General features: G+C 65.6%; 22 protein-coding genes and 1 pseudogene. 7 read left to right on the top strand and 16 right to left on the bottom strand.

The genetic code is table 11. The features are described from left to right. Window positions 1-118: 118 nt before the first annotated feature. The 5 genes from ACYVL5_RS15755 to ACYVL5_RS15735 form a co-directional block, all read right to left on the bottom strand. Window positions 119-553 (bottom strand): hypothetical protein, encoded by a 435-nt coding sequence (locus ACYVL5_RS15755; RefSeq protein ID WP_460596532.1) that lies wholly within the window; start codon window positions 551-553, stop codon window positions 119-121. 16 nt (window positions 554-569) lie between these two features. Beyond that, a complete protein-coding gene (locus ACYVL5_RS15750) occupies window positions 570-971 on the bottom strand; it encodes a CoA-binding protein (RefSeq protein WP_460596531.1) in 402 nt (133 codons plus the stop codon). A 162-nt stretch (window positions 972-1,133) separates the two neighbouring features. Next, complete coding sequence (locus ACYVL5_RS15745; protein WP_460596530.1) at window positions 1,134-2,078, bottom strand: tetratricopeptide repeat protein; 945 nt, start codon at window positions 2,076-2,078, stop codon at window positions 1,134-1,136. Between the two features lie 14 nt (window positions 2,079-2,092). Continuing rightward, window positions 2,093-2,902 carry a hypothetical protein gene (locus ACYVL5_RS15740; protein WP_460596529.1) on the bottom strand — a complete coding sequence of 270 codons (810 nt, stop codon included), beginning with the start codon at window positions 2,900-2,902 and terminating at the stop codon, window positions 2,093-2,095. Next, the gene (locus tag ACYVL5_RS15735) at window positions 2,883-4,037 is read right to left on the bottom strand and encodes an acetoin utilization protein AcuC (RefSeq protein WP_460596578.1); all 1,155 of its coding nucleotides are present in this window, start codon (window positions 4,035-4,037) and stop codon (window positions 2,883-2,885) included. The genes ACYVL5_RS15740 and ACYVL5_RS15735 overlap by 20 nt, the downstream gene beginning before the upstream one ends. A 299-nt stretch (window positions 4,038-4,336) precedes the next feature. Between ACYVL5_RS15735 and ACYVL5_RS15730 the strand changes: the two genes are divergently transcribed. The 3 genes from ACYVL5_RS15730 (at window position 4,337) to ACYVL5_RS15720 (ending at window position 7,043) form a co-directional block, all read left to right on the top strand. Further along, window positions 4,337-5,557: an ammonium transporter gene (locus tag ACYVL5_RS15730; RefSeq protein ID WP_460596528.1), complete on the top strand. Its 1,221-nt coding sequence runs from the start codon at window positions 4,337-4,339 to the stop codon at window positions 5,555-5,557. 143 nt (window positions 5,558-5,700) lie between these two features. Continuing rightward, window positions 5,701-6,558, top strand: coding sequence for a response regulator (locus ACYVL5_RS15725; RefSeq protein ID WP_460596527.1), 858 nt, complete (start codon window positions 5,701-5,703; stop codon window positions 6,556-6,558). A gap of 212 nt (window positions 6,559-6,770) precedes the next feature. Continuing rightward, complete coding sequence (locus tag ACYVL5_RS15720) at window positions 6,771-7,043, top strand: PilZ domain-containing protein (protein WP_460596526.1); 273 nt, start codon at window positions 6,771-6,773, stop codon at window positions 7,041-7,043. Window positions 7,044-7,160: 117 nt separating this feature from the next. Here ACYVL5_RS15720 and ACYVL5_RS15715 read toward each other — a convergent pair whose 3' ends face one another. Further along, complete coding sequence (locus ACYVL5_RS15715; protein ID WP_460596525.1) at window positions 7,161-8,024, bottom strand: sensor histidine kinase; 864 nt, start codon at window positions 8,022-8,024, stop codon at window positions 7,161-7,163. Next, window positions 8,021-9,922, bottom strand: coding sequence for an MEDS domain-containing protein (locus ACYVL5_RS15710; protein ID WP_460596524.1), 1,902 nt, complete (start codon window positions 9,920-9,922; stop codon window positions 8,021-8,023). Before ACYVL5_RS15710 ends, ACYVL5_RS15715 begins: the two co-directional genes overlap by 4 nt. Window positions 9,923-10,293: 371 nt before the next feature. Here ACYVL5_RS15710 and ACYVL5_RS15705 point away from each other — a divergent pair, with 371 nt between their 5' ends. Further along, window positions 10,294-10,707, top strand: a complete 414-nt coding sequence (locus ACYVL5_RS15705; protein WP_460596523.1) for a response regulator transcription factor — start codon at window positions 10,294-10,296, stop codon at window positions 10,705-10,707. 3 nt (window positions 10,708-10,710) lie between these two features. Here ACYVL5_RS15705 and ACYVL5_RS15700 read toward each other — a convergent pair whose 3' ends face one another. After that, window positions 10,711-11,427, bottom strand: a complete 717-nt coding sequence (locus tag ACYVL5_RS15700; RefSeq protein WP_460596522.1) for a spermidine synthase — start codon at window positions 11,425-11,427, stop codon at window positions 10,711-10,713. Window positions 11,428-11,455: 28 nt separating this feature from the next. After that, window positions 11,456-12,379 (bottom strand): ribosome small subunit-dependent GTPase A, encoded by a 924-nt coding sequence (gene rsgA, locus ACYVL5_RS15695; RefSeq protein ID WP_460596521.1) that lies wholly within the window; start codon window positions 12,377-12,379, stop codon window positions 11,456-11,458. Between the two features lie 262 nt (window positions 12,380-12,641). Between rsgA and ACYVL5_RS15690 the strand changes: the two genes are divergently transcribed. Continuing rightward, window positions 12,642-13,085 (top strand): GSU0071 family protein, encoded by a 444-nt coding sequence (locus ACYVL5_RS15690; RefSeq protein ID WP_460596520.1) that lies wholly within the window; start codon window positions 12,642-12,644, stop codon window positions 13,083-13,085. A gap of 96 nt (window positions 13,086-13,181) precedes the next feature. On the opposite strand, the pseudogene ACYVL5_RS15685 reads toward ACYVL5_RS15690, so the two are convergent. From ACYVL5_RS15685 to buk, 5 genes and pseudogenes are all read right to left on the bottom strand, one after another. Beyond that, window positions 13,182-13,697 (bottom strand): annotated as a pseudogene (locus tag ACYVL5_RS15685) (HAD family hydrolase); the annotation flags it as partial. A 702-nt stretch (window positions 13,698-14,399) separates the two neighbouring features. Further along, entirely contained in the window at window positions 14,400-16,583 is a 2,184-nt protein-coding gene (locus ACYVL5_RS15680; protein WP_460596519.1) for an alpha/beta fold hydrolase, read from the bottom strand. Window positions 16,584-16,588: 5 nt separating this feature from the next. After that, window positions 16,589-17,353, bottom strand: a complete 765-nt coding sequence (locus ACYVL5_RS15675; protein WP_460596518.1) for a glycerophosphodiester phosphodiesterase — start codon at window positions 17,351-17,353, stop codon at window positions 16,589-16,591. Window positions 17,354-17,360: 7 nt separating this feature from the next. Further along, window positions 17,361-18,890: a phosphate acyltransferase gene (locus ACYVL5_RS15670; protein ID WP_460596517.1), complete on the bottom strand. Its 1,530-nt coding sequence runs from the start codon at window positions 18,888-18,890 to the stop codon at window positions 17,361-17,363. Beyond that, the gene (gene buk, locus ACYVL5_RS15665; protein WP_460596516.1) at window positions 18,874-19,953 is read right to left on the bottom strand and encodes a butyrate kinase; all 1,080 of its coding nucleotides are present in this window, start codon (window positions 19,951-19,953) and stop codon (window positions 18,874-18,876) included. The genes ACYVL5_RS15670 and buk overlap by 17 nt, the downstream gene beginning before the upstream one ends. 215 nt (window positions 19,954-20,168) lie before the next feature. On the opposite strand from buk, the gene ACYVL5_RS15660 reads away from it, so the two are divergent. Beyond that, window positions 20,169-20,669 (top strand): chemotaxis protein CheW, encoded by a 501-nt coding sequence (locus ACYVL5_RS15660; RefSeq protein ID WP_460596515.1) that lies wholly within the window; start codon window positions 20,169-20,171, stop codon window positions 20,667-20,669. A gap of 167 nt (window positions 20,670-20,836) precedes the next feature. Continuing rightward, window positions 20,837-22,651: a methyl-accepting chemotaxis protein gene (locus ACYVL5_RS15655; RefSeq protein WP_460596514.1), complete on the top strand. Its 1,815-nt coding sequence runs from the start codon at window positions 20,837-20,839 to the stop codon at window positions 22,649-22,651. Between the two features lie 179 nt (window positions 22,652-22,830). Here ACYVL5_RS15655 and ACYVL5_RS15650 read toward each other — a convergent pair whose 3' ends face one another. Continuing rightward, a complete protein-coding gene (locus tag ACYVL5_RS15650; RefSeq protein WP_460596513.1) occupies window positions 22,831-23,601 on the bottom strand; it encodes a response regulator in 771 nt (256 codons plus the stop codon). A 174-nt stretch (window positions 23,602-23,775) separates the two neighbouring features. After that, on the bottom strand, window positions 23,776-24,636 hold the full coding sequence (locus ACYVL5_RS15645; protein ID WP_460596512.1) for a Rossmann-like and DUF2520 domain-containing protein: 861 nt from the start codon (window positions 24,634-24,636) through the stop codon (window positions 23,776-23,778). Window positions 24,637-25,127 lie beyond the last annotated feature (491 nt).

Raw genomic sequence — 25,127 nt, 5'->3', positions numbered from 1 at the left:
CCTTAACGATCACTGAAATTTGCCCCTCCGTCCCGGACGCCGGCAACCCCTTGATATCTCTATGAGATACCTGGGCAACCCGGGGCGGTCCGAAGGTAAGAACCGGGTAAATCTTCGATTAGAAGAGATAGGGGGAACGGTTGGTGAAATGGCGCCGGGAAACGACGGTAAACCAGGTGACCCCCAAGACGAAGATCCCGGCGATGAGGGTGTTGAGCCGCATGTCGTCGGGGGTGACCGCCACCCCGCTCAAGGCCGTGTAGCGGTCGGGGGGGATCGACCAGAGGTTCACCAGGGCGTTGAAGAGGTCGAAGAGGTTGTAGCAGAGGAGGAGGTAGTAGGTAAGCCGCTGCCTCTTGAGGATCCCCAGGCAGAGATACAGGGAGACGAGGCTGTCGGCAAAGGTGAGGAAATGCCCCTCCCCTCCGGTCACGAGTTTTCCCAGGAAGGGGTAGGGGCTTCCGTAGCTGGAGGCGGAGAGGAGAAAGGAAAAGAGGTAGACGGCGGCGAGCAGGTTGAGGGAGACCGGGCGCCGGTTGGCATGGGAGATCACCGCCGCGTCCCTCCGCTCACTGACGGGCCTGCTTGACGTGCTCCTTGAGCAGGCAGCGGTCCATCACCACCGAAAGCCCCGCAGCCTCGGCACGCTCGGCGGCCTCTTCGTTGACGATCCCCTCCTGCATCCAGACCACCTTGGCTCCCTTGGCGATCGCCTGCTCGACGATCTCGGGGACGAACTCGGAACGCCGGAAGATGTCCACGATCTCCACCGGCTCGGGGACGTCGGCCAGGGTCGGGTAGCACTTCTCGCCGAAGATCTCGCTCGCGGCCGGGTTGACCGGGATGATCCGGTACCCTGCCCTCTTCAGGTAGGCCGCCACCTCGTGGCTCGCCTTCCCCGGGTCCGGCGACAGGCCGACCACCGCGATGGTGCGGTAGTCGAGGATTTTCTTGATGTCGGGTCGTGTCATGGGAACCTCCCTTTCATGAGTCTATATCCCAAGTCTACCACCTGCTCGACCGCCCGGTCACCTCTTCCTCATGCCGGAGATGGTCACGAAGAAGAAGATCACCAGCATGACGCCGGCGATGAAGATCCAGTCGGCCGGGGTGTACGCTTCCATGCGGTCCTCCTATCCGTTTAGTTGGTCGAGGAGGCTTTGGGCCTCGGCGAAGTCGGGGTTCATCCGGAGCGCGCTCCGCAGGTAGGTGCGGGCGTCGCCGTTTCCTCCCATGCTGATGCAGCACTGGGCGAGGAGGTAGGGGATCTCCGGCATCGGGAATTCGCAGGCGAAGAAGGCGTCGGCCATCACGTCGTTCAAGACGGCGGTGGCCTCCAGGTAGTCACCATCCTCCTTCATGGCCATGGCACCGGCGATGGCCTCCAGGTAGTCGACGGCCGGGACCCGGGGGAGCTCCCCCTTGCCGATCCGCTCCAGCCTTCCCCGCACCTCGCCCGCCGACTGCTCGGGAAGGGTCGGCAGCAGGGAGTTCCAGAGCGAGGAGGCCTTCTCGTACTTGCCGAGCAGGAAGTAGACCTCGGCCAGGTTGGAGATCCCCCGCAGGTTGCCCGGGTCGAGGGAGAGCCCCCGCTCCAGGAATTCGGCCGCCTTGTAGAGGGTCACCGTGGAGAGGTGCAGCGCGGAGAAACGGCACCCCTTGTCCAAAAGGGTGGAGCCGATCTCCAGCGGGAAATGGCCGTTCTCCGGCTCCATCAGGGCGAAGATCTTCAAGAGGTTGACCCGGCGGTCGAGGTAGGGGACCTCGACGTCCTTCTCGCCGAGCATGAGGATGTTGCTCGCGAGCTCCGAGACGTAGTGGGGATACCCCTCCTTGAGCCAGGCGGCGTAGCGGTCGGCGAAGCGGCAGCCGGGGTCGGTCCTCAAGGCCTGGTAGATCCCGCGGCCGAGCTCGTCGTAGCCGGGAGCCTCCCCCTGCAGCTTAAGGAAGTCGGTCTCCACCAGCGGGATCGGCTCCGATCCCACCTCGATGCGCACCTTGCCGTCCAGCCCGGTCACCTCGAAGGGGGCCGGGGGGCCATAATACACGATCCCCGCCAGGGGAGTTGCCTGCTGCATGATTGCCTAACCTCCTACCCTTCCCGTCCCGGGAAGGTGTTGACGCCCGCGTGGACGCCTATGGTCTTGTAGATACGGACTTCATCCCACGGCTCGCCGAGGATGCCGTCGTGGATGGCCCAGCTGCGCCCCCGCACCGTCCGCTCCATGCCGGGACGCCGGAAGGGGGTGGAGCCGTCGAGCTTGCGGAAGAGTTCCCCTCCCGGGGCGAAGCCGGCGTCGATCTCCAGCATGAGCTTCTTTCCCACCACGTAGTCGAAGCCGTACTTCTCGTAGCGGATGGCGTTGTCGTAGCTCAGAGGCTCGGCGACGATGAGCTCCATCCCGAGCGAGTCGGTGAGCCGCTCCAGAAGCGGGAGGAACTCCCCGAACATCCGCAGGCCGTGGCGCACCTGGTGCGGGAAGAGCCCGGCCTCCATGGCGCGGAGCTCCTCGGCGAGGTTCCTGCCGTGGGTGGCGAAGACGTTGTTTCTCCCCTCGCTGTCCCGGTCCACCTCGAAGCGCCGGGCGGCGGGGTCGCAGATCTGGCAGAAGGCGAGCTCCATCTGGCGGTGGTGGGTGTCGCAGAGCTCCAGGAAGAAGAGGGGATCGCGGTCGCCGGCCGCCAGCCGGGCCTCCATCCTCACCAGCCGAAGCCCCCGGGGGGCCACGATGTCGACCACCCCGCCACCCGCCTTCTCCAGCAGGGCGGCCAGCCGCGGCGGGAGGAGCCGCCGGTAGATGGCCTCCTTCTCGGCGGGCTCCAGCCGGTTGATGTCGTGCAGGGAGAAGAGCTCCCGCCCGGACCGGTCCCGTAACTGATCGTTACCCGCGATCCTTGGCATGGCCACCAATGTGCACCGGGAAGATGTGGGCGCGGAGGTAGGCGATCACCCGCTCCACCGCGTCCAGCGCCGCGTTGCGATCATCCTCCTGGGCCCAGTGCATGGCGTCGAGCAGCATGCGGTGCGGGTACCCCAGGGGTCCGATCAGCTTGATAAATTCAGCCGGCAGCCTCGGAGAGATCTCCCGGTCGTTCATCACCGCCCAGGCCATTGTCCAGGCCCGGGCGACGTTCATCATGTCGTATCCCCCTCCCCCGACCGCCACCCAGGGAATCCGGAGCGCCCTGAGCTTCTTCAAAAGATAGCCGTAGGCGTGGGTGGTTACCTCCAGCCGGGTCAGCGGGTCGGTCCGGAAGGTGTCGGCGCCCAGCTGGGTGAAAAGCACGTCCGGGTCGAAGGCGGCTATAAGCGGGTAGGCGATCTCGTCGAAGGCCTTCATGAAGAGCGCGTCGTCGGTGTGGGCCAGAAGCGGCACGTTGACCGCGTACCCCTTCCCCTTCCCTTCGCCGGTCTCGTGCTCGAAGCCGGTACCGGGAAAGAAGTAGATGCCGCTTTCATGGAGCGAGATGGTGAGCACCCGGTCGCTATGGTAGAAGGCGTTTTGGACCCCGTCGCCGTGGTGGGCGTCGATGTCGAGGTAGACCACCCGCTTTCCACGGGCCACCAGGTGGTTGATGGCCACCACCGCGTCGTTGAGATACGAGAAGCCGGAGGCGCGGCTTTTCTGGGCGTGGTGCCACCCGCCGAGCGGGTTGAAGGCGGCCGCGAAGCCCTCCTCGGTCACCAGCCGGGCCGCCTCCAGGGTGCCGGAGACGCCGAGGCAGGCCCAGTCGTAGACCCCGGGGAAGATCGGGTTCTCGAGATCCCCAAGCCCGTAGCGGAAGTCGGCGCGCGACTCGCAGTCGTCGCTGAACTCCTTGAGCCGGTCGAGGTACTCCGGGCCGTGGGCGGTAAGGAGCTCCTCCCGGGTGACGGCCCGGGGGACCCGCTGCTCCATCCCCGGCAGCTCCAGCAGCCGGTAGGCGGCCATCAGGTCGCGGGCCAGCCGGAAGCGCTGCACCTTGAAAGGATGGTGGTCGCCGTAGCTAAACCCCGTGAGATCGGCGCAGGTTATCAGTGCAGTCTTGGCAGCCAGGAGATCCCCCACCTTCTTCGTCCCCGGCCGGGCCGGGGGATTCGAATGTACCCCGCCCGCGGTGGGGAGGTCAACCTCTAATGCTGCCCATTCATTAGGCATGACTGCCTCCCCTTTAGGCAGAACACTCACCCCACCTGCGGGCAGCCGGCACTGTTTTCCAATGATTACAGACTTTTGGCTTTTTGGCAAGCATCTTGCTGGACCTGGCGGGCCCAGGATTAAAACCATGGCCAGCGACTGCTCATTAATCAGGCTCTCACAACGAGGTGGGGCTATTTACCAACGGAGGTAATGTAATGAACGGGATGTCAATGACGACTCCACTTGGCAACAGCAGCGATGTACTCTTCCTCATGCTCGGCGCGGTCATGGTCTTCGCCATGCACGCCGGGTTCGCCTTCCTGGAGGTCGGCACCGTACGGCAGAAGAACCAGGTCAACGCCTTCGTGAAGATCCTCACCGACTGGTCGGTCTCCACCGTGGTCTACTTCCTGATCGGCTTCCCGATCGCCTACGGGATCAATTTCCTCAAGCCGGTCAAGGAGCTTTTGGGGGAGAACCAGGGGTACGACATCACCCACTACTTCTTCCTCCTCTGCTTCGCCGCCTGCATTCCGGCCATCATCTCCGGGGGGATCGCCGAGCGGGCCAAGTTCTGGCCGCAGGTGATCGCCGGCGCCATCTTCGCCGGGGTGAGCTACCCCCTTTTCGAGTCGCTCATCTGGGGAAAGAACATGTCCCTTCTGCAGGACGTCTTCAAGAAGGTCGGGGGGGCCGAGTTCCATGACTACGCAGGGTCGGTGGTGGTCCACTCCATCGGCGGCTGGATCGCCCTCCCCGCCGTGCTCATCCTGGGACCCCGCATGGGGCGCTACCTCGGGAGCAAGTCCCACCCGATCCCGATCAGCAACATCCCCTTCCTGGCCCTGGGCTCCTGGATCCTGGCGGTCGGCTGGTTCGGCTTCAACGTGATGAGCGCCGGCCATTTGGACAAGATCTCCGGCGTGGTGGCGGTCAACTCCCTGATGGCCATGGTCGGCGGGGTGCTCGCCGCCCTCATCGCCAGCAGAAACGACCCCGGCTTCGTCCACAACGGCGCCCTGGCCGGCCTGATCGCCATCTGCGCCGGCTCCGACCTCATGCACCCGCTGGCCGCCTTCGTCACCGGCGCCATCGCCTCGCTCATCTTCGTGTTCGGCTTCCAGATCGAGCAGGAGAAGCTCAAGATCGACGACGTGCTCGGCGTCTGGCCGCTGCACGGGGTGATCGGCTCCTGGGGCGGGATCGCCTGCGGCATCTTCGGCCAGGAGGCCCTCGGCGGGCTGGGCGGAGTCTCCTTCGTCTCCCAGTTGATGGGGACCGTGTCCGGCATCGCCTTCGCCCTCGTCAACGGCTTCCTGATCTACGGCCTCCTCTCCAAGACCGTCGGCATCAGGCTGGACCCCGAGCAGGAGCACGCCGGCGCCGACCTCTCCATCCACCAGATCGGTGCCTACCCGGAAGAGCACGTCCGCTGATCGGTCACCCTCACTCCAACCAGGCAATTTTTTTGTCGAAAAGGCCCCCCCGGGGCCTTTTTTATTTTGCTATTTACAAGGAACCCGGTATTATTGGCACCATGGTTAGAAAATCCTAATTACAATCAAAGGTCGGTTCGATCATGAAAACACCCTTAGGAGAGTTACTGGTCGAGTCAGGGATCATAACCATCAAGACCCTCGAGCGCGCCCTGATCAGGCAGCACAAGCAGCGGCGGCGCCAGCGGCTGGGGAGCGTGCTGGAGGAGATGGGGGTCATCACCAGGGACGAGCTGATCGAGGCCCTCGCCAGCCAGCACGGCTACCAGACGGTGCGGGAGCTCGCCTCCCAGAGTTACCCCCGTCAGCTGCTGGAGCTCCTCCCGGTGCAGTTCGCCCAGGAACGGGTGGTTTTCCCCCTGCGCCGCCAGCGGGAGGGGGTAGTGGTGGCCATCACCGACCCCTGCGATACCGACACCATCTCCGAGCTGCGGGCCTACTGCCGCACCCGCATCATCCCGGTGCTGGCCACCCGGGAGGCGATCGTGGCCGCCATCAAGCGCCACTACCTCGGTGCGGAGGAGGTGAACGTCGAGGCCCCCCGGGTCCTGGTGGTCGACCACGCAACCGACACCACCTCCGAGGTCGCCGAGGCGCTCAGGAAGGAAGGGTACCAGGTGCTGATCGCCAACGACGGTGTGGAAGGGCTCGGGATCGCCTTCTCGCAGCGGCCGGAGCTGATCCTGTGCGACGCGGTGATACCCCGCATGGACGGCTACGCGCTCATGCGCGCCATCAAGGCCAACCCCGCCACCGCCGAGATCCCCATGATCCTGTTGACCTCCAAGGCCTCTCCCGAGGAGGAGCACCGGGCGCTGAAATCGGGTTTCCACGACTTCATCGCCAAGCCGATGATGACCATCAGGGTGGTCTCCCGGGTCAAGCGGGCCTTCGAGATCATGCAGCAGGTGAAGGAAGAGCATGCCGCTCCCGCCGCCTGACCCCTTCCCGGGATGCCCGGCCGCCGGCCGGGTATGTGGTGAAAATACACATGAGAGGGAAGCAAAGGTGATCTTAACGGTCTTCGATGGTAGGTAAATTCCGGAGGGACAGTCTTTTTATCCTTACAGCGCTTGCATTTTCGAGACATTAAATTACACTAAGAGTGAAGTTTCAACCCGGCATTCCCATTAAACCGAACAAGGGAGGGGCGATGTACAAGGAAAAGAGAAACTTCGCCAGGCTGGCACTGCACGCCAAGGCAAACATACATTTCGATAACGAACTGATCGAGGGGGAAGTAGAGAACCTGAGCATGAAAGGTGTCTTCGTCACGGCCGCCAGGAAGGTCGAGATCAGCGACACCGTGGCCATCACCATCTACCACACCCTCACCCCGCAGGTGCTGTGCGACCTCAAGGCGAAAGTCGTGCGGGTCACCGAAAAAGGTATGGGACTGCAGTTCGAGAAGACCCTTTTGGACTGAGATCTCCAGGCACGGATTACCCGCGGGGAGGAGCCGACCGGTTCCCCCCGCCTAACCCCTCCCCGCTTTACCGCATTTCCCCCGCTTCGCTTACGAGCCCCCTTCCACCGATCTCACTCAGGCAGCAGTCAGCGTGAAATAGAAGGTAGCCCCCTTGTCGACCTCCCCTTCCGCCCAGATCCGTCCCCCATGCCGGTTGATGATCCGCTGGACCGTGGTGAGCCCGATTCCGTGGCCGGGGTACTCGGCGCTGTTGTGGAGCCTCTGGAACGCCTGGAACATCATCTCCGCGTGGCACATGTCGAAACCGACGCCGTTGTCCCGCACGAAGCAGGCGCGGTCGCTCCCCATCTCGCGGGCCCCGAACTCGATGCAGGCGGTCTCCCTGAGGCGGGTGAACTTCCAGGCGTTTCTCATGAGGTTCTTCATGGCGATCTCCAAAAGCCTCGCGTCCCCGATGGTGGTTATCTTAGGCTCGATGAGGAACTCGGCCCGGCGCTCCGGCATCCCCTGGGCGAGTTCACCCGCCGTTTCGCTGGCGATGGCGGAGAGGTCGACGAGCTCCCTCTTGAGGCTCTGGTAGGAGAGCTGGGAGAGCTCCAGCAGGGCCTCGATGAGCTCGTTCATGTGCTGGGACGACTTGTGGATCCGCTCCAGGTAGTCGATCGCCTCGGGGTCGAGGCGGGCGCCGCAGCGCTCCTTGAGGGCCTGGGTGAAACCGCAGATGCGGGTCAGGGGGGCGCAGAGGTCGTGGGCGACCGAATAGTTGAAGGCCTCCAGGTCGCGGTTGATCGACTCCAGCCGCGCCCCCTGCTCGGTCAAGAGGCGCTCGACCTGCTGGGTCAGGGCCCCGAGCTCCTCGTGATCGGGACGGCGCAAAAGGAGGTCGCGGATGCTCTCCAGCGAGTTGTGAATGGAGCTCTTCAGGTCCGCCGGGTTGGGGACCTCCAAGAGCGGGGGAAGCCCTTTTTCATTGGTCACGTCACCACCTCCGGGGGGGCCGTTTCCTGCCAGCTCTGGGGCTCCCCTCTCCCCTCCACCGTGAAGCAGAAGGTTCCTCCCTGTTCGCTCTCTCTTGCCGCCCAGATCCTGCCCCGATGCAGGGTGATGATCCTTTCGACGGTCGCCAGGCCAAGGCCGCAGCAAAGGTGCTCGGCGTGCGGCTTCCGGCATCCCGCCCGGTCGGGGGCGAGGAGCGGCGGCCGGGGGCCGTTGTCACTCACGTAGAAGCTCCGCTCACCGGCCGTGACCACGGTGCCGAACTCGATGACCGGGGCGGGTACCCCGGCCGTGTAGTTCCAGGCGTTCTCCAGAAGCTGCTCGAGGGCCAGCCGGAGGAGCCGGCGGTCGCCGCGCGCGCGTACCCCGTCCTCGATCCGGAAGGTCACCGGACGCTCCCCGTTTCCCCTCAGCCAGTCGGCGATGTCGCGGGCCATGGCGCTCAGATCCACCTCCTCGGGCTCCACCCACGCCGAGGCGAGCGCGGTGAAGCGTTCGAGGGCGTTGATCCGCCCCACCATCCCGAGGGTTGCCTGCTGGATGCTGGATAGGAGCTCCCGGCACTGCGGGGTGAGCGCGGGGGCGTGCAGATTCTGCATGAGCGCGCAGTGGGTGCTGATCTTGGCCAGTTGGGAGCTGAGATCGTGAGAAACGGCGTGGCCGAAGAGCTCAAGCTCGCTGGTGCGGGCCTCCAGCTCGCTGCTCAACGACTTGAGGCCGACCTCGGCATCGATCCTCGGGGTCACGTCGAGCCCGGTGATCCAGTTGGCCCACCCCTGGATGGGGACGTAGCGGGAGATGTTGGACCAGGAGATGCTGCGGAACGAGCCGTCCTTGCAGCGAAGCTCCCACTCCCTGCCCCGGTAATGTCCCCCCTCTTCGGGGTGCGCCTCCAGCACCTCGGGCAGCTGCTCGTCGGGAAGGTGGAAGACCTCCCGCATCGGCCGCCCCATCACCTCCTCGGGCCTGAAGCCGGTGACCCGCTCGAACTCGTGGTTGCAGGCGGAAACCGAGCCCTCCCTGTCGAAGGCCAGCATCACCGCGGGAAGGTGCTGCAGGATGGTCTGCAGCCTCCTGCGATGCTCGAGCAGCAGATCGTCCTGCTCCTGGAGCCTCTTTTCACTCGCCTTAAGGGTGTCCTCCTCCTGCCAGTTCTCGTAGATCTTGCGCGCCAAGGCGGCGTAGGCCTGCTCGAGCTCCTGCCGCATCCGCTCCCGCTCGGCCGCCGCGGTGGCGCAGAGCTGGGATACCGCCAGCAGCAGGTCGAGCTCGCCATCGGAGCGGCTGCGGCGGGGATCGTGGTCGACCGGTACGAAGAGGGGGTTGGGGCAGATCTTGCCGGCGATGACCAGCTGGGGGTGGAGCTTGGCGAGCTCCAGGATGACCTCGGCGGGGAAGGCCCGGCGGCGGAAGAGGGAGAGGATGGTGGTGTCGAGTCGCCCGACCAGCCGGTTGAGGAGCAACTCGAATTCGATCAGGAGCGAGGTGAGCGATGGGTCGCCGGCCGCCCACCCCATGTCGCAGATGACCCGGGTGGCCCGGAAGCCGTCGGTCGACGCCATGGCGGCGAGGGAGGCGAGGAATTCGATAACGCTCTGCGGGGTGAAGCGTCCCCCCTTCAACCAGCAGTCCTCCACCGGCAAAAGCTTGAGCGCCCCGATGTCGTGCTTTTGCCCCAGCACCGCGTTCTTCAGCACCCGCTCCAGGGTCTCCTCGCCGCCGTGGAGATAGAGACAGCGCTCCCCGAGGGAGAGCCCCTTCTGGATGAAGGGGACCACCGGGGTCAGGATATCCTCCTCCCCGTCGTACAAAAGGCAGAGGTGGTGGTGACGTCCCGCCTCCTCGAGCCCCGGGAGCGGTATCGGTTCTCGTTGCGCCATCGGCCCTCACAGAAAATTATTTTCTCTTAATACTACTGGAAATGGGGCGAGGTGCAATAAACCGGTGTCGGAAGGAGGTGGGAGAACAGGGTAAGGAAACCGCCAACTTCCACCGAGGAGAAGTCACCCGGGCCCCGGCGGGGAGAGAGCGGGAGTCGCCGAAGGAAGGGGAAGCGCTCACTGGTCCGGGGAAAGGTGCCGTAATCGTCGGCGGTTAGCGTGGAGACGGGTGAAAGGGACGGAAAGGAGGCGGGGTAAGATTCCCTCCGGGAAAGGGGGGCGGGGTAACATTCTCATTAAAGTTTCGGCTAGACACCGGGACGTCCCTGTGATATACAAAACAGCGTTCTGTTTATTTCTGAGGAGGGTGAATGTCGAAGCACATCGTGGTCATCGATGACTGTCAGGTCGTGCTGGCCATGGCCAGCGATTTTCTCGAGGCGGCCGGTTTCCGGGTCTCCGTTGCGGACAACGGTGTCTACTCCAACCACCTGATCTACTCGAACACCCCACCCGACCTGATCATGCTCGACGTGGTCATGCCGCTCATGTCGGGGGACAAGAAGCTCCGGCTGCTCAAGTCGCGCGACAAAAGCCGCCACATCCCGGTGCTGCTGATCTCCTCCAAGGACGAGGACGAGCTCAGCAGGCTCGTGGACACCCACGGCGCCGATGGCTACCTCGCCAAGCCGTTCACCGCCGAGCAGCTGGTGGCCACCGTCAAAAACCTCATCGCCCCCGGCCCCGGAGGGGACCGGCCGGCCCGGATGCTGCGGGCCGCCTAGCCGCTAGCGCCGGCCTCCCCCCCGTCTTCCCCGCGGCGCCTCCTGCTGGACGGGAAGGCGCGCCAGATAGACCACGTGCCGCAGACCTCCGCGGCCGGGGCGGTCGGTGGTGACCGCAAAGCCCGCCCCCTTGAGCCGCTTTTCGAAGGCGGCATCCACATTCTCCCCCCACACCGCGAACACCCCGCCCGGCTTGAGCGCCAAGCGGGTCAGCTCGGTCGCCACGCTTCCGTAGAGGGGATCCATCACCTTGTCGGAACGGGAGTGGGGACCGGTGTAGAGGTCGAGCACCACCGCGTCGAAGCGCTCCCCCCCACCGGCACTCTTCCTGATCACCCGGGAGACGTCGTCGATCTCCACGGTCACCCGGGGATCGCTCACCGCCGAGGCGGTCAGCGGGGCGAGCGCCCCCCGGCACCAGTCGACCACCACCGGGTTAAGCTCGGCCACCACCACGGCCGCCGAGGCGGGAAGGGCATCCAGCACCGCCCTCAGGGTGATCCCCATCCCGAGTCCCGCGACCAGCACTCGGGGGGCGGGATGCTCCTTGAGCGGCGCACAGGCCACCTCGCCGAGCGCGACCTCGGAGCGGTGCAGGGAACTGTTCATGAGCACCAGCCCGTTGACGGTGATCAGGAAATCCCGCTCCCCCCGCCGCCTCAGTTCCAGCACCCCGTCCGGGGTCTGCACCCGGTCAAGAACCACCCAGGGTTGCGCCATCAAAACACCTCCTTAATCGTTTGCTCGATCATTTTCTGCGCGGGCGCCTGAGCGCCTCCTCTTCGGCCGCCTCCGCCTCGTCGAGGATGGCGAGGTAGTTGCGGTAGCGCTCCGCCGAGAGCCGGCCCGTTTCCACCAGGGCCGCCACCTCGCACCCCGGCTCCTTGCGGTGGCGGCAGTTGCGGAAGCGGCAGGGGCGGCTATCCAGCGACTCGAAGCCGGGGAAATGCTCGGCAACCTCGGAAGAGGAGATGTCCACCAGGCCGAAATCGCGAAAGCCGGGAGTATCGACCAGTTCCCCCCCGCCGGGGAGGCCGTGCAGGGACGACACCGTCGTGGTGTGCCTGCCGAGCCAGCGGTGGTCGCTCACCTCCCCCACCTTCAGGTTGATCTCCGGGCAGAGGGCGTTCATCAGGGAGCTCTTCCCCACCCCGGTGGAGCCGACGAAGACGCCGCGGTGCCCTTCCTTGAGAAAGGCGGCCAAGGCATCGATCCCCTGACCGGTGGCGGCGCTCAGCGCGAAGAAGGGAACCGTCCCGCGGTAGGTCCTCTCCGCCTCCTCGGCCATGGGAATAGCCTCGGGAAGGTCGCACTTGTTGAAGATCAGGAACGGCTCCAGCCTCGCCGTGCGGGCGGCGACGATGGCGCGGTCGGCGAAACCGGGAGGAGAGAGCGGGGCCAGCACGATCCCGAGGACGTCCAGGTTGGCGGCCACCAGGTGGACCCCCCCCCGGGCGTCACGCCGGCGCAACTCGCTTCGCCTCTCCAGGCGGTCGAGGACCTCGCCCCGGACGACGACCCGGTCTCCGACCACGTGGCCGGAGTTCCGCTTGACCCGCACCATCATCCGCCCGCCGCCGGCCACCTGCACCTCGACCGCGACGCCGAAATGGGAGACGATCACCCCCTCGACCGGCGATCCCCCCCCCGCCTGATGCCGTTCCCTACTCATCCTTTTTCCCACTCCGCTGCTTCACACTGGCTCCTTGGGTCCGCCGCCAGCCGGGGCAAACGGAGGAAGAAAGGGGGCGCGCACGGGGCCCCCATTTGACAAGCCGATTTTTTGCACCATCATCTAAACTAACTTCCGGTGGTACCGATAAGAGGAGGCATCAGAGCCTGGAGGTGGATCCTCCCCGCCATGCGGCCCAGGCCCTTTTCCCTGCAATGCGGAGCCGAAGCTTGGGCACCGCCCGCTCTTTAGGTGGTGGATCATGAACAAAGAGACCGTAGACGAAGCAATCGATGGATACGTGAACGAGCGCATGGCCAAGGACAAGGAGACCGCCCTCACCCATTTCCTGGCCCGCATCTACTTAAAGCAGCCGGCCGGCGAGATCGCCGAGGCGATGCGCCGGGTGCGGGGGATGACCCGCTACTACATCGAGCTTACCAAGGTGATGGTCAACCCGTTCAAGGGGCCGGAGGTTGCCTGGCTGGCCTCCATGATCTTCATCGCCATCTATGCCATCATCCTCATCTCCATGGATGACCAGCGCCTGCTGGGGATCGCCCTGCTATCGGGGACCCTGGTCAACGCCGCCTACCTGGTCACCAGCGGGGTGAAGAAGTGGTGCCGCCTCCACGTCATGCTCGCCATCTACGACGAGATCGTCCAGATCACCGACCACGAGCTGGAGAGCCTCGCCTCCCTGTAAAAAGGCCACCGCGGTAGCCAGTTCCGCCAGGCTGGCTACCGCCAGGTCCGCCAACTCCGGCCAGGCGAAGAGCCGGCTGGGGTCGACGTGGACCGTTCCCGCCCCCGCGGCACGCCCCGTTTCCAGGTCGAAGCGATAGTCCCCCACCATGACAACCTGGTGAGCAGCCACTCCCCAGCGCTGCGCCAGCTGGTGGATCCCGTCCGGGTCCGGCTTGGCGAGCGCCTCGTCGCGGCCGAGCACGTGCGCGGGGGGGAAGTACTGCGCCAGCCCGATCCGCCCCAGGGAGACCAGCGCGTTCTCCCTCGTGTTGCGGGTCAGGATCCCGAGCCGCGCCCCCTGTGCATGGAGAAGCCCCACCAGCGCCCGGGCCCCTACCGCCGCCCGGCTGCGTCCCGCCAGTTCCACCTCGATCTCGTTGAGCTTCCCCCGGGCCAGACGCGCCTCCTCCTCGGGAAGCGCGTGCAGGTAGGCGAGGATGTCCCCCCCGTGGGGGACGCCGAGGGCCTTCCTGATGGCGTCGAAGTCGTGCACCGCAACGGTGAGGGTGCCATCGAGATCGAAGACCCAGTGCTTTCTCGCCAGGATTGTCCCGGATTGCGCGTTTTCCATAGCTCCCCTTTTAACAGATCCCGCCCAAAAGTTAAACGACCAATAGACGCGCCACCGCATCCGGGGGGCGATCGCGTTCAACAAGGCTACCGTGGCCGCCGGCGGCGCTCTCACCGGGGGGCGTCCGCGCTTGCCGCGGCCAGCGGCACAACTGCCTGTACCGAAGCTGAACAGGGGGTGTGCGAAACCTGAACAGGAAGATGAAGCGGGGGACCCGATATCTTTAATGAAATTGCCAGCTTACCGTTGGCACACTCCGCGCAACAAGGCTCATCAAATGAAATGCCGCAGGAGCGGCCGGAGGGAATTCTATGATGATGGCAGTGATCGCAATGGCAGTCGTGATGGTGGCGGCAGCGGTGCGGGTATCGGCAGTGGCCTGGGCCAGACAGTCACGAATGGCCACCGGGTCCGTGCCGGGTACCGGAAGCTCCCTGGAGGAGCCGGTCCTCGCCCGCAAGGTCACCTTGAGCGGTCGTCCACACAACAAGGGAGGTGAATCATGCTCAGCACCGTGGTAACCATTTTCGCGCTGATTTCTTTTGTCGCTGTTTCCACCCAGGTGCTCTCCTACGTGAGGCACAAAAACCAGCAACCCTAACCCCCGCCGCCGATGGCTCCCGGTTTTCATGACCGCGGGGTCTTGAGGCCCACCCAGCCAACGCAAGGGCGAGGCGCATTTTCCTCGCCCTCTCGCCATTTCTACCCGGGAAGTTGTCCGGCCTCCTCCCCGAAGAGCGGCGCTCCCCCCGCCACCCCCTCCAGGAAACGATCGATGGAGACGAAGACCTCGTCGGAGCCGGGGCCGGCCAGGATGCCGTGGCGGTCGAGCGGGAAGAGGCGGTACCCCTTCTGCCGGCTCCCCAGCAGGTCGAACAGGCGCCGGGAGCCCCTCGGATCCACCACCGGGTCCCCTTCGGACTGCACCACCAGGACAGGCGTCTCTATCCCGTGCAGCTTCCCCTCCAGATCCTTCATGAAACGCCCCAGGGCCAGCACCCCGCTGACCGGGAGGCGGGCGTAGTTGATGTGCGGCCTCTCCGGGACGGTCTCCACGAACTCCTTCTTGGCCCACTGGTAACTGAAGGCGTCCATCAGCCGGTTCCAGACGGTGATGGCGGGGGCAAAGCGGGAGGAGATGTCCATCAGCCTTAGCGGCGGGCAGACGGCGAAGACCCCGGCGATGCCGGGAACCCGACTGGCGCAGTCGAGCGCCACCCCGGCGCCGAAGGAGAATCCCCCCAGCACCACCTGGTCGCACAGAGCCTTCATCAGGGCCACCCCGAGGTCCACCGACTCCACCCAGTCCGCCCCGCTCCTTAGCGCGAGGTCGTCCGGGGAGGTGCCGTGCCCCTTAAGGCGCACCTGGTAGACGTAGCACCCCTTCTCGTTGAGGTAGTGGGCGAGTTCCGCCACCTCGGCGGGGGCGGCCAAAAAGCCGTGCACCAGCACCACCCCGAGTTTCCGCGAGCGCCCCCTCAAAAGTACCGGCGCGCCGACCCGCCGCTCCTTGGTCTCCCCGTCCCGGTAGAACTCCCGGTAGTCGGCCTCGAACTCGGCCAGCGCCTGGCGCTCCAGGAGGGCGGCCACCCGGGCCCGCACCACGAAGGCGGGGAGCCAGTCCATCAGGTGCACCTCCCGCTGGAGGGCCGAGAGCGGCATCACCTCGTTGGCGATCACCCCCAGCGGGTTCTCGATGCGGACCCGCTGCAGGTCGAAGGGGGCGGAGAACTTGCTCCGGTCCTTGTGGAGCACCCCATCCTTCCTGGAGACCACCCCGGTCTCCAGGGCCAGCAGGAGGAAGTCCCGGTACTTGTGATAGCGGTCGTCGGTGAGCAGGGCCAGTTGGCCGATCCTGAGGCTCGTGTGGCAGTGGGCCCGGCTCTTGGCGAGGCACTCGGAAGCGAGCAGGAAGGCGCGGCGGCGCAGGTCGTCCTCGGCGATGCTTGCCAGCGGGTAGGCGCGGAGCAGCGAGGCGAAGAGGTGGTCGTGGTTGACGGTGGTGAGCCGGTAGATGGAGGACATGAAGCTCTCCATGAGCCGGCGCGCCTCCCGCCGGAGGTCGGGGAGCGAGGGGAGCGGGTCGTCGAACCCGAGCCCGCCCCGGGAGCCGATGTCCCGGCTGATGGGGGGTTTCAAAAGGGGGAGCGACGGGTCGAGCGGCTCGCCGAAACGGATGTCGATGTCGACCCCGGAGAAGAGCATGCTCCCCTCGGTCAGCATCTCCTCCTTAAGGCGCGGCGAGGCCCCCTTCAGGTAGACGTTGGCCAGGGTGCCGAGGATGTTCTCCTTGGCCCTCAAGGGATAGTAGGTGAGGTTGACCGGGACGATCCAGCACTTGCCGCTCAACACCGGTCCCGGGTCCTCGATCCCGAACCGCTGGAGGATCCGGTCGGCCTCGGCGGGGTCGCTGCCGGACAAAAGGGTGAGGCGCTGGCGGTAGAATTCGGTCCTGAGCGCGAGGGTGGCGGCGCCCGAGTGGGGCCGGGTCCCGCGGGAGGGGAGCAGGAAGCGGCGCCGGAAATGGCGCTTGTCCTTGACCATGCGCCCCTCGGGGAAGATGATCCAGTTGGCCTCGCCGGTCAAAAGGGTCTTCACCACCACCTGGTCGCGGTCCGGGCTCTTGGTCGAGATGGCCCCCATCATGTCGAGCACCCCGCTCAAGGGGCCGTCGAAGAAGGAGGCGTCGGCCAGCGACCAGACCGGGTGGTGGGTCAGCAGGTGGATATGGTAGGGAAGGAGCAGGGTCTCGATGCGGGTGAAGTGGTTGACCACGAAGATCACCCCCCGGTCGCGGGGGATGTTCTCCTGGCCGTGGACATGCACCCGGAGGCGGGAGAACTTCTCCACCATGGCGATCATCCGGCCGGTTGCGAGGTAGGCCATCCGGTTCACGGTCTCCCCCCCTTCCCCTCCAGCGAGTTGCGCAGCCGACCCGGACGGTTGGTCATGATGGAGTCGACCCCGAGCCTGCAAAGCCTGCGGGCGGCAGCCGGGGAATCGACCGTCCAGACGTGCACCTCCATCCCCCGGCTCCTCAGGGTGGCCATGAAGGGCTCATCGAGGACGGCCCGGTCGCGGCTGGCCAGGCCGTCGGCCGAGATCTCGGCCAGGGTGGCCAGCACCTCGGCCGGCGAAGGGCGCCAGTAGCCGCGGAAGCGGTAGTCGGTCAGCCAGCAGGCCCGGCAGTGGGGGAGCCTTTTCTTGAGGAGGAGGATCACCCCGGCATCGAAGCAGAGGAAGCGGAGCCTGGCCGGGTCGACCGCGTGCAGGGCCACCTCGCGGGCCACCGGCTCGACGAGCTCTGCCCCCCCCTTGAGTTCCACGAAGAGCTTCTTGCCGTCCGGGAGGCTCCCCAGCACCTCCCGCAGGGTCGGGATCCTCGCCTCCCGCCACCTTTCCCCCTTCCAAAGCCCCACGTCGAGTCGGCGCAGCTCGGCCAGGGTGGAGCCCGCCACCGCGAGGTCGATCCCGGCGGTGCGGCCGGTACCGGCGTCGTGCAGGCAGACGATCTCCCGGTCGCGGGTAAGCTGGAAATCGGCCTCGATCCCGTCGGCCCCCTCTTGGAAGGCGAGCCGGAAGGAGGCGAGGGTGTTCTCGGGGGCCTCGGCGGAGGCCCCCCGGTGTCCGATGATGAGGGGGAGAACGGGGGTCATAGGCTCCTCAGGGGGTGGAGGCGGCGGCAGGAGCCGGCTCGGCGGTGGTGGAGCGGCGGAGGAAGTGGCCGTGGAGGGCGCTCACGCAGATGGTCAGGAACTTGGTCAGGTCGGAATCGTTTCTGGAGGTCATGATGACCGGGAAGCGGGCGCCGAGCACCACGTTGGCCACCTCGGCCCCCATGGTGAAGGCCCAGCTCTTGTAGAGGAAGTTCCCCCCCGAGATGGAGGGAACCACCAGCACGTCGGCCCTCCCGGCCACCGGGTGGCCGGCGAGCCCCTTCTTCTCCACCGCCTCCGGGTACAGGGCGAGGTCGTACGAGAGCGGCCCGTCCACCTCGGCGTCCGGCCAGCGGCGCTCGGCCAGGGCCTTCTCGAGGAGCGTGGTGGGGATCTTGTCCGAGGGGACCTCGTTGGCCTCCAGAAGGGCCACCCGCGGCCGTTCCACCCCGAGCCCCCGCGCCACCTCGATGGCGTTTTCGATGATGTCGATCCCGCTCGCCGGGTCCTGGTGCTGGAAGAGCTCGGGGTTGATGGCCGGGTCGGTCAGGAAGATGAGCCGCTCCACGCCGGGGAGCTCGAAGACGCTCACGATGGAGAGCCTCCGGCCGGTGCCGATCCCCTCTTCCCGGTCGAGGATCGCCCTGGTGAAGGGGGCGGTGTTGATGCCACCCTTCATGACCATGTCGGCCTTCCCTCCCCGCACGAGCCCGACGGCGGTGCGGGCGGCCCGGTCGGCGTAGTCGGGGACGTCGTCGGGGACCTCCACCAGGAGGTAGCGCTTGTCGAAGATGAGTTCGCTCCCGCACGCCTCCCGGACCTTGGCGGCGCTCCCGACCAGGTAGACGCGGTCGACGAGCCCCTCCTCGATCCCCTTGTTGAGGGCGGCGAGCGAGCTGTGATCGGGGCAGGCAAGGGCCACCTTCTGCCGGGTGAGGAGCTTCGCGGCCTCGATCACGCTCCGCATCCCGCGCCCCTTGGTGAGCCTCAGCATCGACTCGCTCTTGTAGATGACGGCAATCACCCGGGCCATGGGGGTGACCGCCTGCAGCGAATGGGTGAGCCCCGAGTCGAAGTAGAGGGAATCCCCCTCGGCAAGGAGGTGGCTCTCCCCGCCGACGGTCACCAGCAGTTCCCCGGCAAGGACATGGAGAAACTCCTCGCCGGGGTGACGGCTCACCTCCAGGTCGTGGGGGGAGCCGTGGTGAAGGTCGATGACGAACGGCTCCAGGTGGCGCCCCGCGAAGGAGGGGGAGAGGCTTTCGTAGTGGAGAAGCCCCTTGCGGTCCACCCCCACCCGCTCGTTCCTGGCGGTCTTCACCACCCGGCTCTCCAGCTGCTCCCGGCCAAAGAGGAGGGTGGAGAGCCCGACCCCGAGGAAGGTGGAGAGGCGCAAAAGCTCGGAGATCCGCGGGGCGAGCCGGTCGCCCAGCACCGCCGAGAGCGTCTCTGCATCCCACCCGAGCGCCTCGCAGATGCTGGCCGCCGGCACCTCCCGGGCCTCGAGCACCGCCTGCAGATTAGGGCCGATCTTCATGGCTTCCCCCGTAACTCTTCGGTTTATCGACCCCGGTCAAGACCCGTACCCCCGCCTCCACCAGCGCCTCGAGCTCGTATTCCCCCGGCCGGACGAGGACCGGGCCGACGAAGGAGACCTTGGCGGCGAGCGCCCCGGTGAGCGCCGGCGAGAAGGCGAGCCCGCCTGTCAATAGTACCGCATCCACCTCGCCGTCGAGGGCGGCGGCCAGGGCACCGATCTCCTTGGCCACCTGGTAGACCAGCGCCTCGAAGACCTGGGCCGCCTCCCGCTCCCCCCGGGCGATCCGCTCCTCGACCTCGGTCAGCTCCACCGTCCCGAGGTAGCTGAAGACCCCGCCGCGGCGGGCGATGGTCACCTTGAGCTCGTCGATGGAGCAGCTCCCCTCTTCCAAAAGGCGCAGGACCCCGGTCAGGGGAAGCCCTCCGGTCCGCTCCGGGGAGAAGGGGCCGTCGCCGTTGAGGCCGTTGTTGACGTCCACCACCCTCCCCTGCCGGTGCGCGCCGACGGTGATGCCGCTTCCCAAGTGGGCCACGATCAGGTTGAGCTCGCGGTAGTCGCGCCCGAGCTCGCGGGCGGCCCGCAGCGCGCAGGCGCGCTGGTTGAGCGCGTGGAACATGCTGGTCCGCTCCACCCCCCTGAGGCCGGAGAAGCGGGCCGGCGGCCAGAGCTCGTCGATCACCGGAGGGTCGACGATGCAGGCGGCTACCCCGTGCCGGTCGGCCACCCGCCGGGCGAGGACCCCGCCGAGGTTGCAGGCGTGTTCGCCGCTCACCCCCCGCACGAGATCGGCCTCGAGAAGGTCGTCCACCAGGTAGGTCCCCCCCGGCACCGGCCTGACGAGCCCTCCCCTCCCCACCACGAGATCGAAGGTGGCGGCGTCGCCGCGCTCGGCAAGGTAACGCTCCAGGGACGCCAGCCGGTAGTCGAGCTGGTCCATCACCCGCGGGAAGCGATCGATCTCCGCGTGGGGGTGCCGGATGCACCCCTTTTCCAGCTCGCCCCGGCGGTAGATGCCGATCTTGGTCGAGGTGGAACCGGGGTCGATGGCGAGGATGTTCATCTGGTCCCTCCAGGTGGAGACGTTCAACGAGGCGGGCGGCGTCGGCCGGAGCAGGTTAGCACCCCTCCGGGGTCTTGCGGAAGATTATAAGCGAATAAGGTGAAAGAAAAAGCTCAATATTTTTGCACGACAGTCGATACCAAACCCATTCGGTCAGGATAGCGCTCCGGGAAAGGGGCCGCTCGGCGATGATCAAAGCGGAAAGGAGAGACGAAATGGCGGTGGATGCGGTAACCGAAACTACACAGTACCTGACGTTCAAACTGGAAGAAGAGATGTTCGCCCTGGAAATCGCCAAGGTCCGGGAGGTCCTCGACTACACGACCACCACCAAGGTCCCCCAGACCCCCGACTACATGCGCGGGGTGATCAACCTGCGCGGGAGCGTGGTGCCGGTGCTGGACCTCAGGCAGAAGTTCGGGATGGCCAGGGCGGAGAAGACGGTGAACACCTGCGTCATCATCGTGGAGGTGGAGCTCGACGGCGAGAAAGTGGTGATGGGGGCCATGGCGGATGCGGTGCAGGAGGTGCTGGACCTGGAAGCGAGCCAGATCGAGCCGCCGCCCCGGATCGGCACCCGTCTCAACATCGATTTCCTGAAGGGGATGGGGAAGCACAACGACCAGTTCATCATCATCCTCGACATCGACAAGATTTTCGCCGGGGCCACCGCAGCCGGCCGCGAAGATGCGGAAGAGCAGCGACTCTCGGCGTAGCGGCTCCCGCCCGACGACTCCACGTGAGCAACCGGTTTACGGGAGGAGCCCCGGGAAGCGCGCAGGGGACTCCCTGTGCCAAGCGGCAGAGAATGGAGCGGAGCAGAAACGGCAGTCCCCGGCCGCAATCGGGGAATCACGCACGGTAGCAACGAGGAAACTGAACCATGAAGTGGTTTTATGACTTGAAGATCGGAACGAAACTGCTGACGAGCTACCTCGCCCTGGCCCTGGTGGCGGGGGTGATCGGCTGGGTCGGCGTCACCAACATCCAGAAGATCGCCCAGGAAGACCGGGTGATGTACGAGAAGATGATGGTCCCGGCTACCGAACTGGGAACGATCTCGACCTCCTTCGAGAGAATGAGGGTCAACGTACGTGACCTCATCCACGCCCAGACGCCGGCCGCCCGCGAGAAATACCTCGCCAACATAGCCACCCTTCGCGATGAAACGGACAAGGGGCTTGCATCCTTCGAGAAGACCCTGGTGACCGACGAGGCGAAGAAGATGTTTGCGGCCCTGGTGGACACCCGCAAGACCTACCTCCCCCTTTTGGACAAGACGCTGGCCTTCGCCAAGGCAGGGAAGACGGCCGAGGCCTCCGCCCTTCTCTACGGCGACCTGAGTAACGTCTCCAGGGATTTCCAGGCTGGCATCGCGAAGCTGACCGACCGCAAGGTTGCCCAGGCCAAGGCGATGGCCGAGGCCAACACCGCCAGTGCAAAGGCATCGGTCAAGTCGACGGTGACGCTGGCGACGGCAGGCGTCGTCCTGGCCATCTTCTTCGGCTTCTTCATCGCCCGCATCATCAGCCGCCCGGTGAAGGAGCTCGCTGCCGCCGCCGACCGGCTGGCGGTCGGGGACGTCGGGGTGACCATCACCGCCGACTCCCGCGACGAGATCGGCATGCTGGCCACCTCCTTCCGGAACATGGTGGACAACATCAAGGAGGCGGCCCAGGCGGCCAGCAAGGTGGCGGGGGGCGATCTGACCGTCCGCATCAAGGTCAAGTCGGAGGAGGATCTCCTCGGCAAGAGCCTCGACGGCATGGTGACCAACCTGACCTCCATCGTGGGCCAGGTAAAGAGCGCGGCCGACAACGTGGCGGCCGGGAGCCAGGAGCTCTCCTCGAGCTCGGAAGAGATGTCGCAGGGGGCCACCGAGCAGTCGGCGGCGGCCGAGGAGGCTTCGGCGTCCATGGAGCAGATGTCGGCCAACATCAAGCAGAATGCCGACAACGCCCTGCAGACCGAGCGGATCGCGGTGGCTTCGGCCGCCGACACCAGGGAGGGGGGAAAGGCGGTGGCCGAGACGGTGGTCGCCATGAAGCAGATCGCCGGCAAGATCTCCATCATCGAGGAGATCGCCCGCCAGACCAACATGCTCGCCCTGAACGCCGCCATCGAGGCGGCCCGCGCCGGCGAGCACGGCAAGGGGTTCGCGGTGGTGGCCAGCGAGGTGAGAAAGCTTGCCGAGCGGAGCCAGACCGCGGCGGGCGAGATCGCCGAGCTCTCCATCTCCAGCGTCGGGGTGGCCGAGAAGGCCGGCGAGATGCTGGCCCGCATGGTGCCGGACATCCAGCGGACCGCCGAACTGGTCCAGGAGATCAGTGCCGCCAGCCGGGAGCAGGACACCGGTGCCGAGCAGATCAACAAGGCCATCCAGCAGCTCGACCAGGTCATCCAGCAAAATGCTGCCGCCTGCGAGGAGATCGCCTCGACCTCGGAGGAGCTGGCCGCCCAGGCGGAGCAGCTGCAGGCGAGCGTCGCCTTCTTCAAGACCGGGGATGATGACAACGGCGCCGCCCCACGGCACCGGAGCAGCAAACCGCAGGTCAAGAGGATGCCGAGCTACGCCAAGCAGCGGGGAGCCAGGGGTCCGGAGGCGGAGCAGGCGAGGAAGGTAGCGAACTCTTCGGGGGCCTACCTGGAGCTCGGCAGCGGCGACGACCACCACGACCAGGATTTCGAAAGCTACTAGCGGGAGAGTCTTCCCTCACCCCGGCCTCTCCCGGAGGGGAGGGGGAGCCTGCACGAGGGGCATGGGCGACGGTAGGAAAGGATCCAGCGGGTACACATCGGAAAGAAGTCCCGGCGATAAAACGAAGGGGGAAGCGGCCAGATCCGCTTCCCCCTTGGTCGTACCGGAGACATGGGGCGTCAGCGCAGGTAGAGGTAGTTGTGCTGGTCGTAGAAATCGAAGGCGCGCTTGACCCTGGTGAGGATGGTGGTTTCCTTCACCGGCTTGGGGATGAAGTCGAAGAATCCCCGCTCGAAGGCTTTGGATTCCGCTTCCGCCGAGGTGGTGCCGGAAATCAGGATGACCGGGATCCCCTTGGTTTCCGGAATGCTCTGCAGCGCGGTCAAAAGGCCGAAGCCGTCCAGCTTGGGCATCTCCATGTCGGTCAGGATGACCTGGGGCTTTCTCCCGATGGCTTCCTTGTAGGCGTCCATCCCGTTGGTGGCGGAATAGACCTCGTACTGCTTGGAGAGGAGGCTTCCCAGCATGGAGAGGACGAACTTGTCGTCCTCGGCCACCAGCACGCTTCTTCTGGCCGGCTCACCGACGTCCAGCCCGAAGTAGTGCCGGCAGATCGCCTGGTTGATCTCCTTGCGGGAGGCCACGTAGGGGATCACGGTAACCTGGTTGTTGGCGGCGATGTTGGCGATCAACCGGGTGGGGGTGGGATCGAACATGGCGAGGTGGAGCTTCCCCTGCTCCAGCTTGAGCGGGAAGATCAGGTTCTGCAGGGCGGTCTCGGCGGTCAGGACACCGAGCAGTTGGGGTGGAAAGGAGGCCCGGGCGAAGTTGGAGACGGTCCGGCAGTTGTACTGGCGGGCAAGCGCCTCGGCCAGCTCGCCGGCAGTGATGAGACCCATCTCTTCCAGTACGGTACCGAACCGTTTATTGAGACTCTTGGAGATGGCCACCACCCTATCAACGGTTATCTGACACAGGAGCCCCTGTTCAACGAATATTTCTCCCAGTCTTTTCCTGTGAGGTGTTGTCATATCTGGCATTCGACCCGTTATTTGATATATGGAAAGGTTACTATTATAGGACGAAAATCCGGCTAGTCTATCAAAATTTCAGGTAACAATCATTTATATCATCAATTTTGCCAGTCGCTCGACCTCTTCATCCGACAGACGCCTCCGCCCCAGATCCAGTGCCACCTTTCCCAGCGCCCGGTAAAGCGCTGCCACTTCGGCATTCCATCCCTCAAGCGCCTCCAGCTGGCGGCCAACTGCCTCACTGTCTCCCCGGGCGATGGGGCCGGTCAGCGCCTCCTCCGTTCCCGTCCTGAAGACGTTGTCCACCGTCCCCCGCACCAGCGGCTCCATCACCTGGAAGGCCACCTCTCGCGGTACCCCTCCCTTTTCATAGCAGCGAGCCCCCACCTCGAGCAGCGCCGTAAGGTAGTTGCACACCACCACCGAGCCGGCGTGGTAGATGCTTTTAAAGGCGGTGTCGACGGGGAAGATCCTCCCCCCTATCCTGCCGAAGGCTTGGGAGAGGAGCTCCACCGCATCACGGTCGCCTTCGATCCCGCAGAAGGTCCCGGGGAAGTCGGTCACCGAGCGGGACGGATCGGGGAAGGTCTTGACGGGATGGACGCTGGCGATCATGGCTCCGGCGGCCTGGACCGGTTGCAGGACCGAGCTCGGGAGCGCCCCGCTCAGGTGCCACACAACCGAACCGGCGCCCACCAACGAGGCGTCGGCCAGTTCCCGGGCGCAGCCGGCGATGGCGTCGTCGGAGGTAGCGATGAGGAACAGGTCGGCAGGAGCAAGCTCCCTGAGGGAGGAGACCGGACGGCCGGCACCGATAAAGCGGGCGGCGTCCGCCGCGGACCCCGGTGAGCGGCTTGCCAGGTCGCCGATTTCGAAAACGGCGGCTTGGTGGAAGAGGCGGCCGAGCACCTTGGCGACCTTGCCGCAGCCGATAATGTTGAGTGTCGTCATCCGTGGGGCCCCCTGTCGAGATCGGCACAGGTTACCGGCGGAAACGGCGGGTGTCAATGAAGCAAACGCAGCGGTGCGCAAAGCCGCCGCACGGGGATGTACGGCTAGGCCAGGGGGGAGATCGGCGGCGCAGGGAGGATCGGGTGATCGCTCCCGGGCCTTAGGCTGTTTGAGGGAGTACCGGGGGATATCGGCAGTCGGCCTCGGAGGAACCGTTAGCCGCTCTCCTCACCGAGGGAATAGTCATCGCCTTCGACACACTCAGTCTGTGCCTCGAGGAAGGAGTCAACCTGTGCGTCCTTCACTATCTCGACGACGCCGTGATTGATAGACCAGACGGTTCCACAGATCACGCATTCAGTTACCTGATTAGCGCCAATCTTCCGCTGGAAGACAAGCGCGACATATTACGTCGTAGGTGGTTCATATAATCACGGCACATTCCATCCGAGGAGGCTGCCGTGAAGAATCGTTTCCAGTTCCAGTCAGGC

This window comes from Geomonas sp. Red276 (genome assembly GCF_054784495.1).
The sequence above is the reverse complement of the archived record's forward strand: the minus strand, read 5'-3'. Positions and strand labels throughout refer to the sequence as shown.

Excerpts from the sequence above, each read along its gene's own strand:
- ACYVL5_RS15750 (WP_460596531.1), bottom strand. The coding sequence starts at position 971 with ATGACACGACCCGACATCAAGAAAATCCTCGACTACCGCACCATCGCG.
- ACYVL5_RS15745 (WP_460596530.1), bottom strand. The coding sequence starts at position 2,078 with ATGCAGCAGGCAACTCCCCTGGCGGGGATCGTGTATTATGGCCCCCCG.
- ACYVL5_RS15740 (WP_460596529.1), bottom strand. The coding sequence starts at position 2,902 with ATGCCAAGGATCGCGGGTAACGATCAGTTACGGGACCGGTCCGGGCGG.
- ACYVL5_RS15730 (WP_460596528.1), top strand. The coding sequence starts at position 4,337 with ATGAACGGGATGTCAATGACGACTCCACTTGGCAACAGCAGCGATGTA.
- ACYVL5_RS15725 (WP_460596527.1), top strand. The coding sequence starts at position 5,701 with ATGAAAACACCCTTAGGAGAGTTACTGGTCGAGTCAGGGATCATAACC.
- ACYVL5_RS15720 (WP_460596526.1), top strand. The coding sequence starts at position 6,771 with ATGTACAAGGAAAAGAGAAACTTCGCCAGGCTGGCACTGCACGCCAAG.
- ACYVL5_RS15710 (WP_460596524.1), bottom strand. The coding sequence starts at position 9,922 with ATGGCGCAACGAGAACCGATACCGCTCCCGGGGCTCGAGGAGGCGGGA.
- ACYVL5_RS15705 (WP_460596523.1), top strand. The coding sequence starts at position 10,294 with ATGTCGAAGCACATCGTGGTCATCGATGACTGTCAGGTCGTGCTGGCC.
- ACYVL5_RS15700 (WP_460596522.1), bottom strand. The coding sequence starts at position 11,427 with ATGGCGCAACCCTGGGTGGTTCTTGACCGGGTGCAGACCCCGGACGGG.
- rsgA (WP_460596521.1), bottom strand. The coding sequence starts at position 12,379 with ATGAGTAGGGAACGGCATCAGGCGGGGGGGGGATCGCCGGTCGAGGGG.
- ACYVL5_RS15690 (WP_460596520.1), top strand. The coding sequence starts at position 12,642 with ATGAACAAAGAGACCGTAGACGAAGCAATCGATGGATACGTGAACGAG.
- ACYVL5_RS15680 (WP_460596519.1), bottom strand. The coding sequence starts at position 16,583 with ATGGCCTACCTCGCAACCGGCCGGATGATCGCCATGGTGGAGAAGTTC.
- ACYVL5_RS15675 (WP_460596518.1), bottom strand. The coding sequence starts at position 17,353 with ATGACCCCCGTTCTCCCCCTCATCATCGGACACCGGGGGGCCTCCGCC.
- ACYVL5_RS15670 (WP_460596517.1), bottom strand. The coding sequence starts at position 18,890 with ATGAAGATCGGCCCTAATCTGCAGGCGGTGCTCGAGGCCCGGGAGGTG.
- buk (WP_460596516.1), bottom strand. The coding sequence starts at position 19,953 with ATGAACATCCTCGCCATCGACCCCGGTTCCACCTCGACCAAGATCGGC.
- ACYVL5_RS15660 (WP_460596515.1), top strand. The coding sequence starts at position 20,169 with ATGGCGGTGGATGCGGTAACCGAAACTACACAGTACCTGACGTTCAAA.
- ACYVL5_RS15655 (WP_460596514.1), top strand. The coding sequence starts at position 20,837 with ATGAAGTGGTTTTATGACTTGAAGATCGGAACGAAACTGCTGACGAGC.
- ACYVL5_RS15645 (WP_460596512.1), bottom strand. The coding sequence starts at position 24,636 with ATGACGACACTCAACATTATCGGCTGCGGCAAGGTCGCCAAGGTGCTC.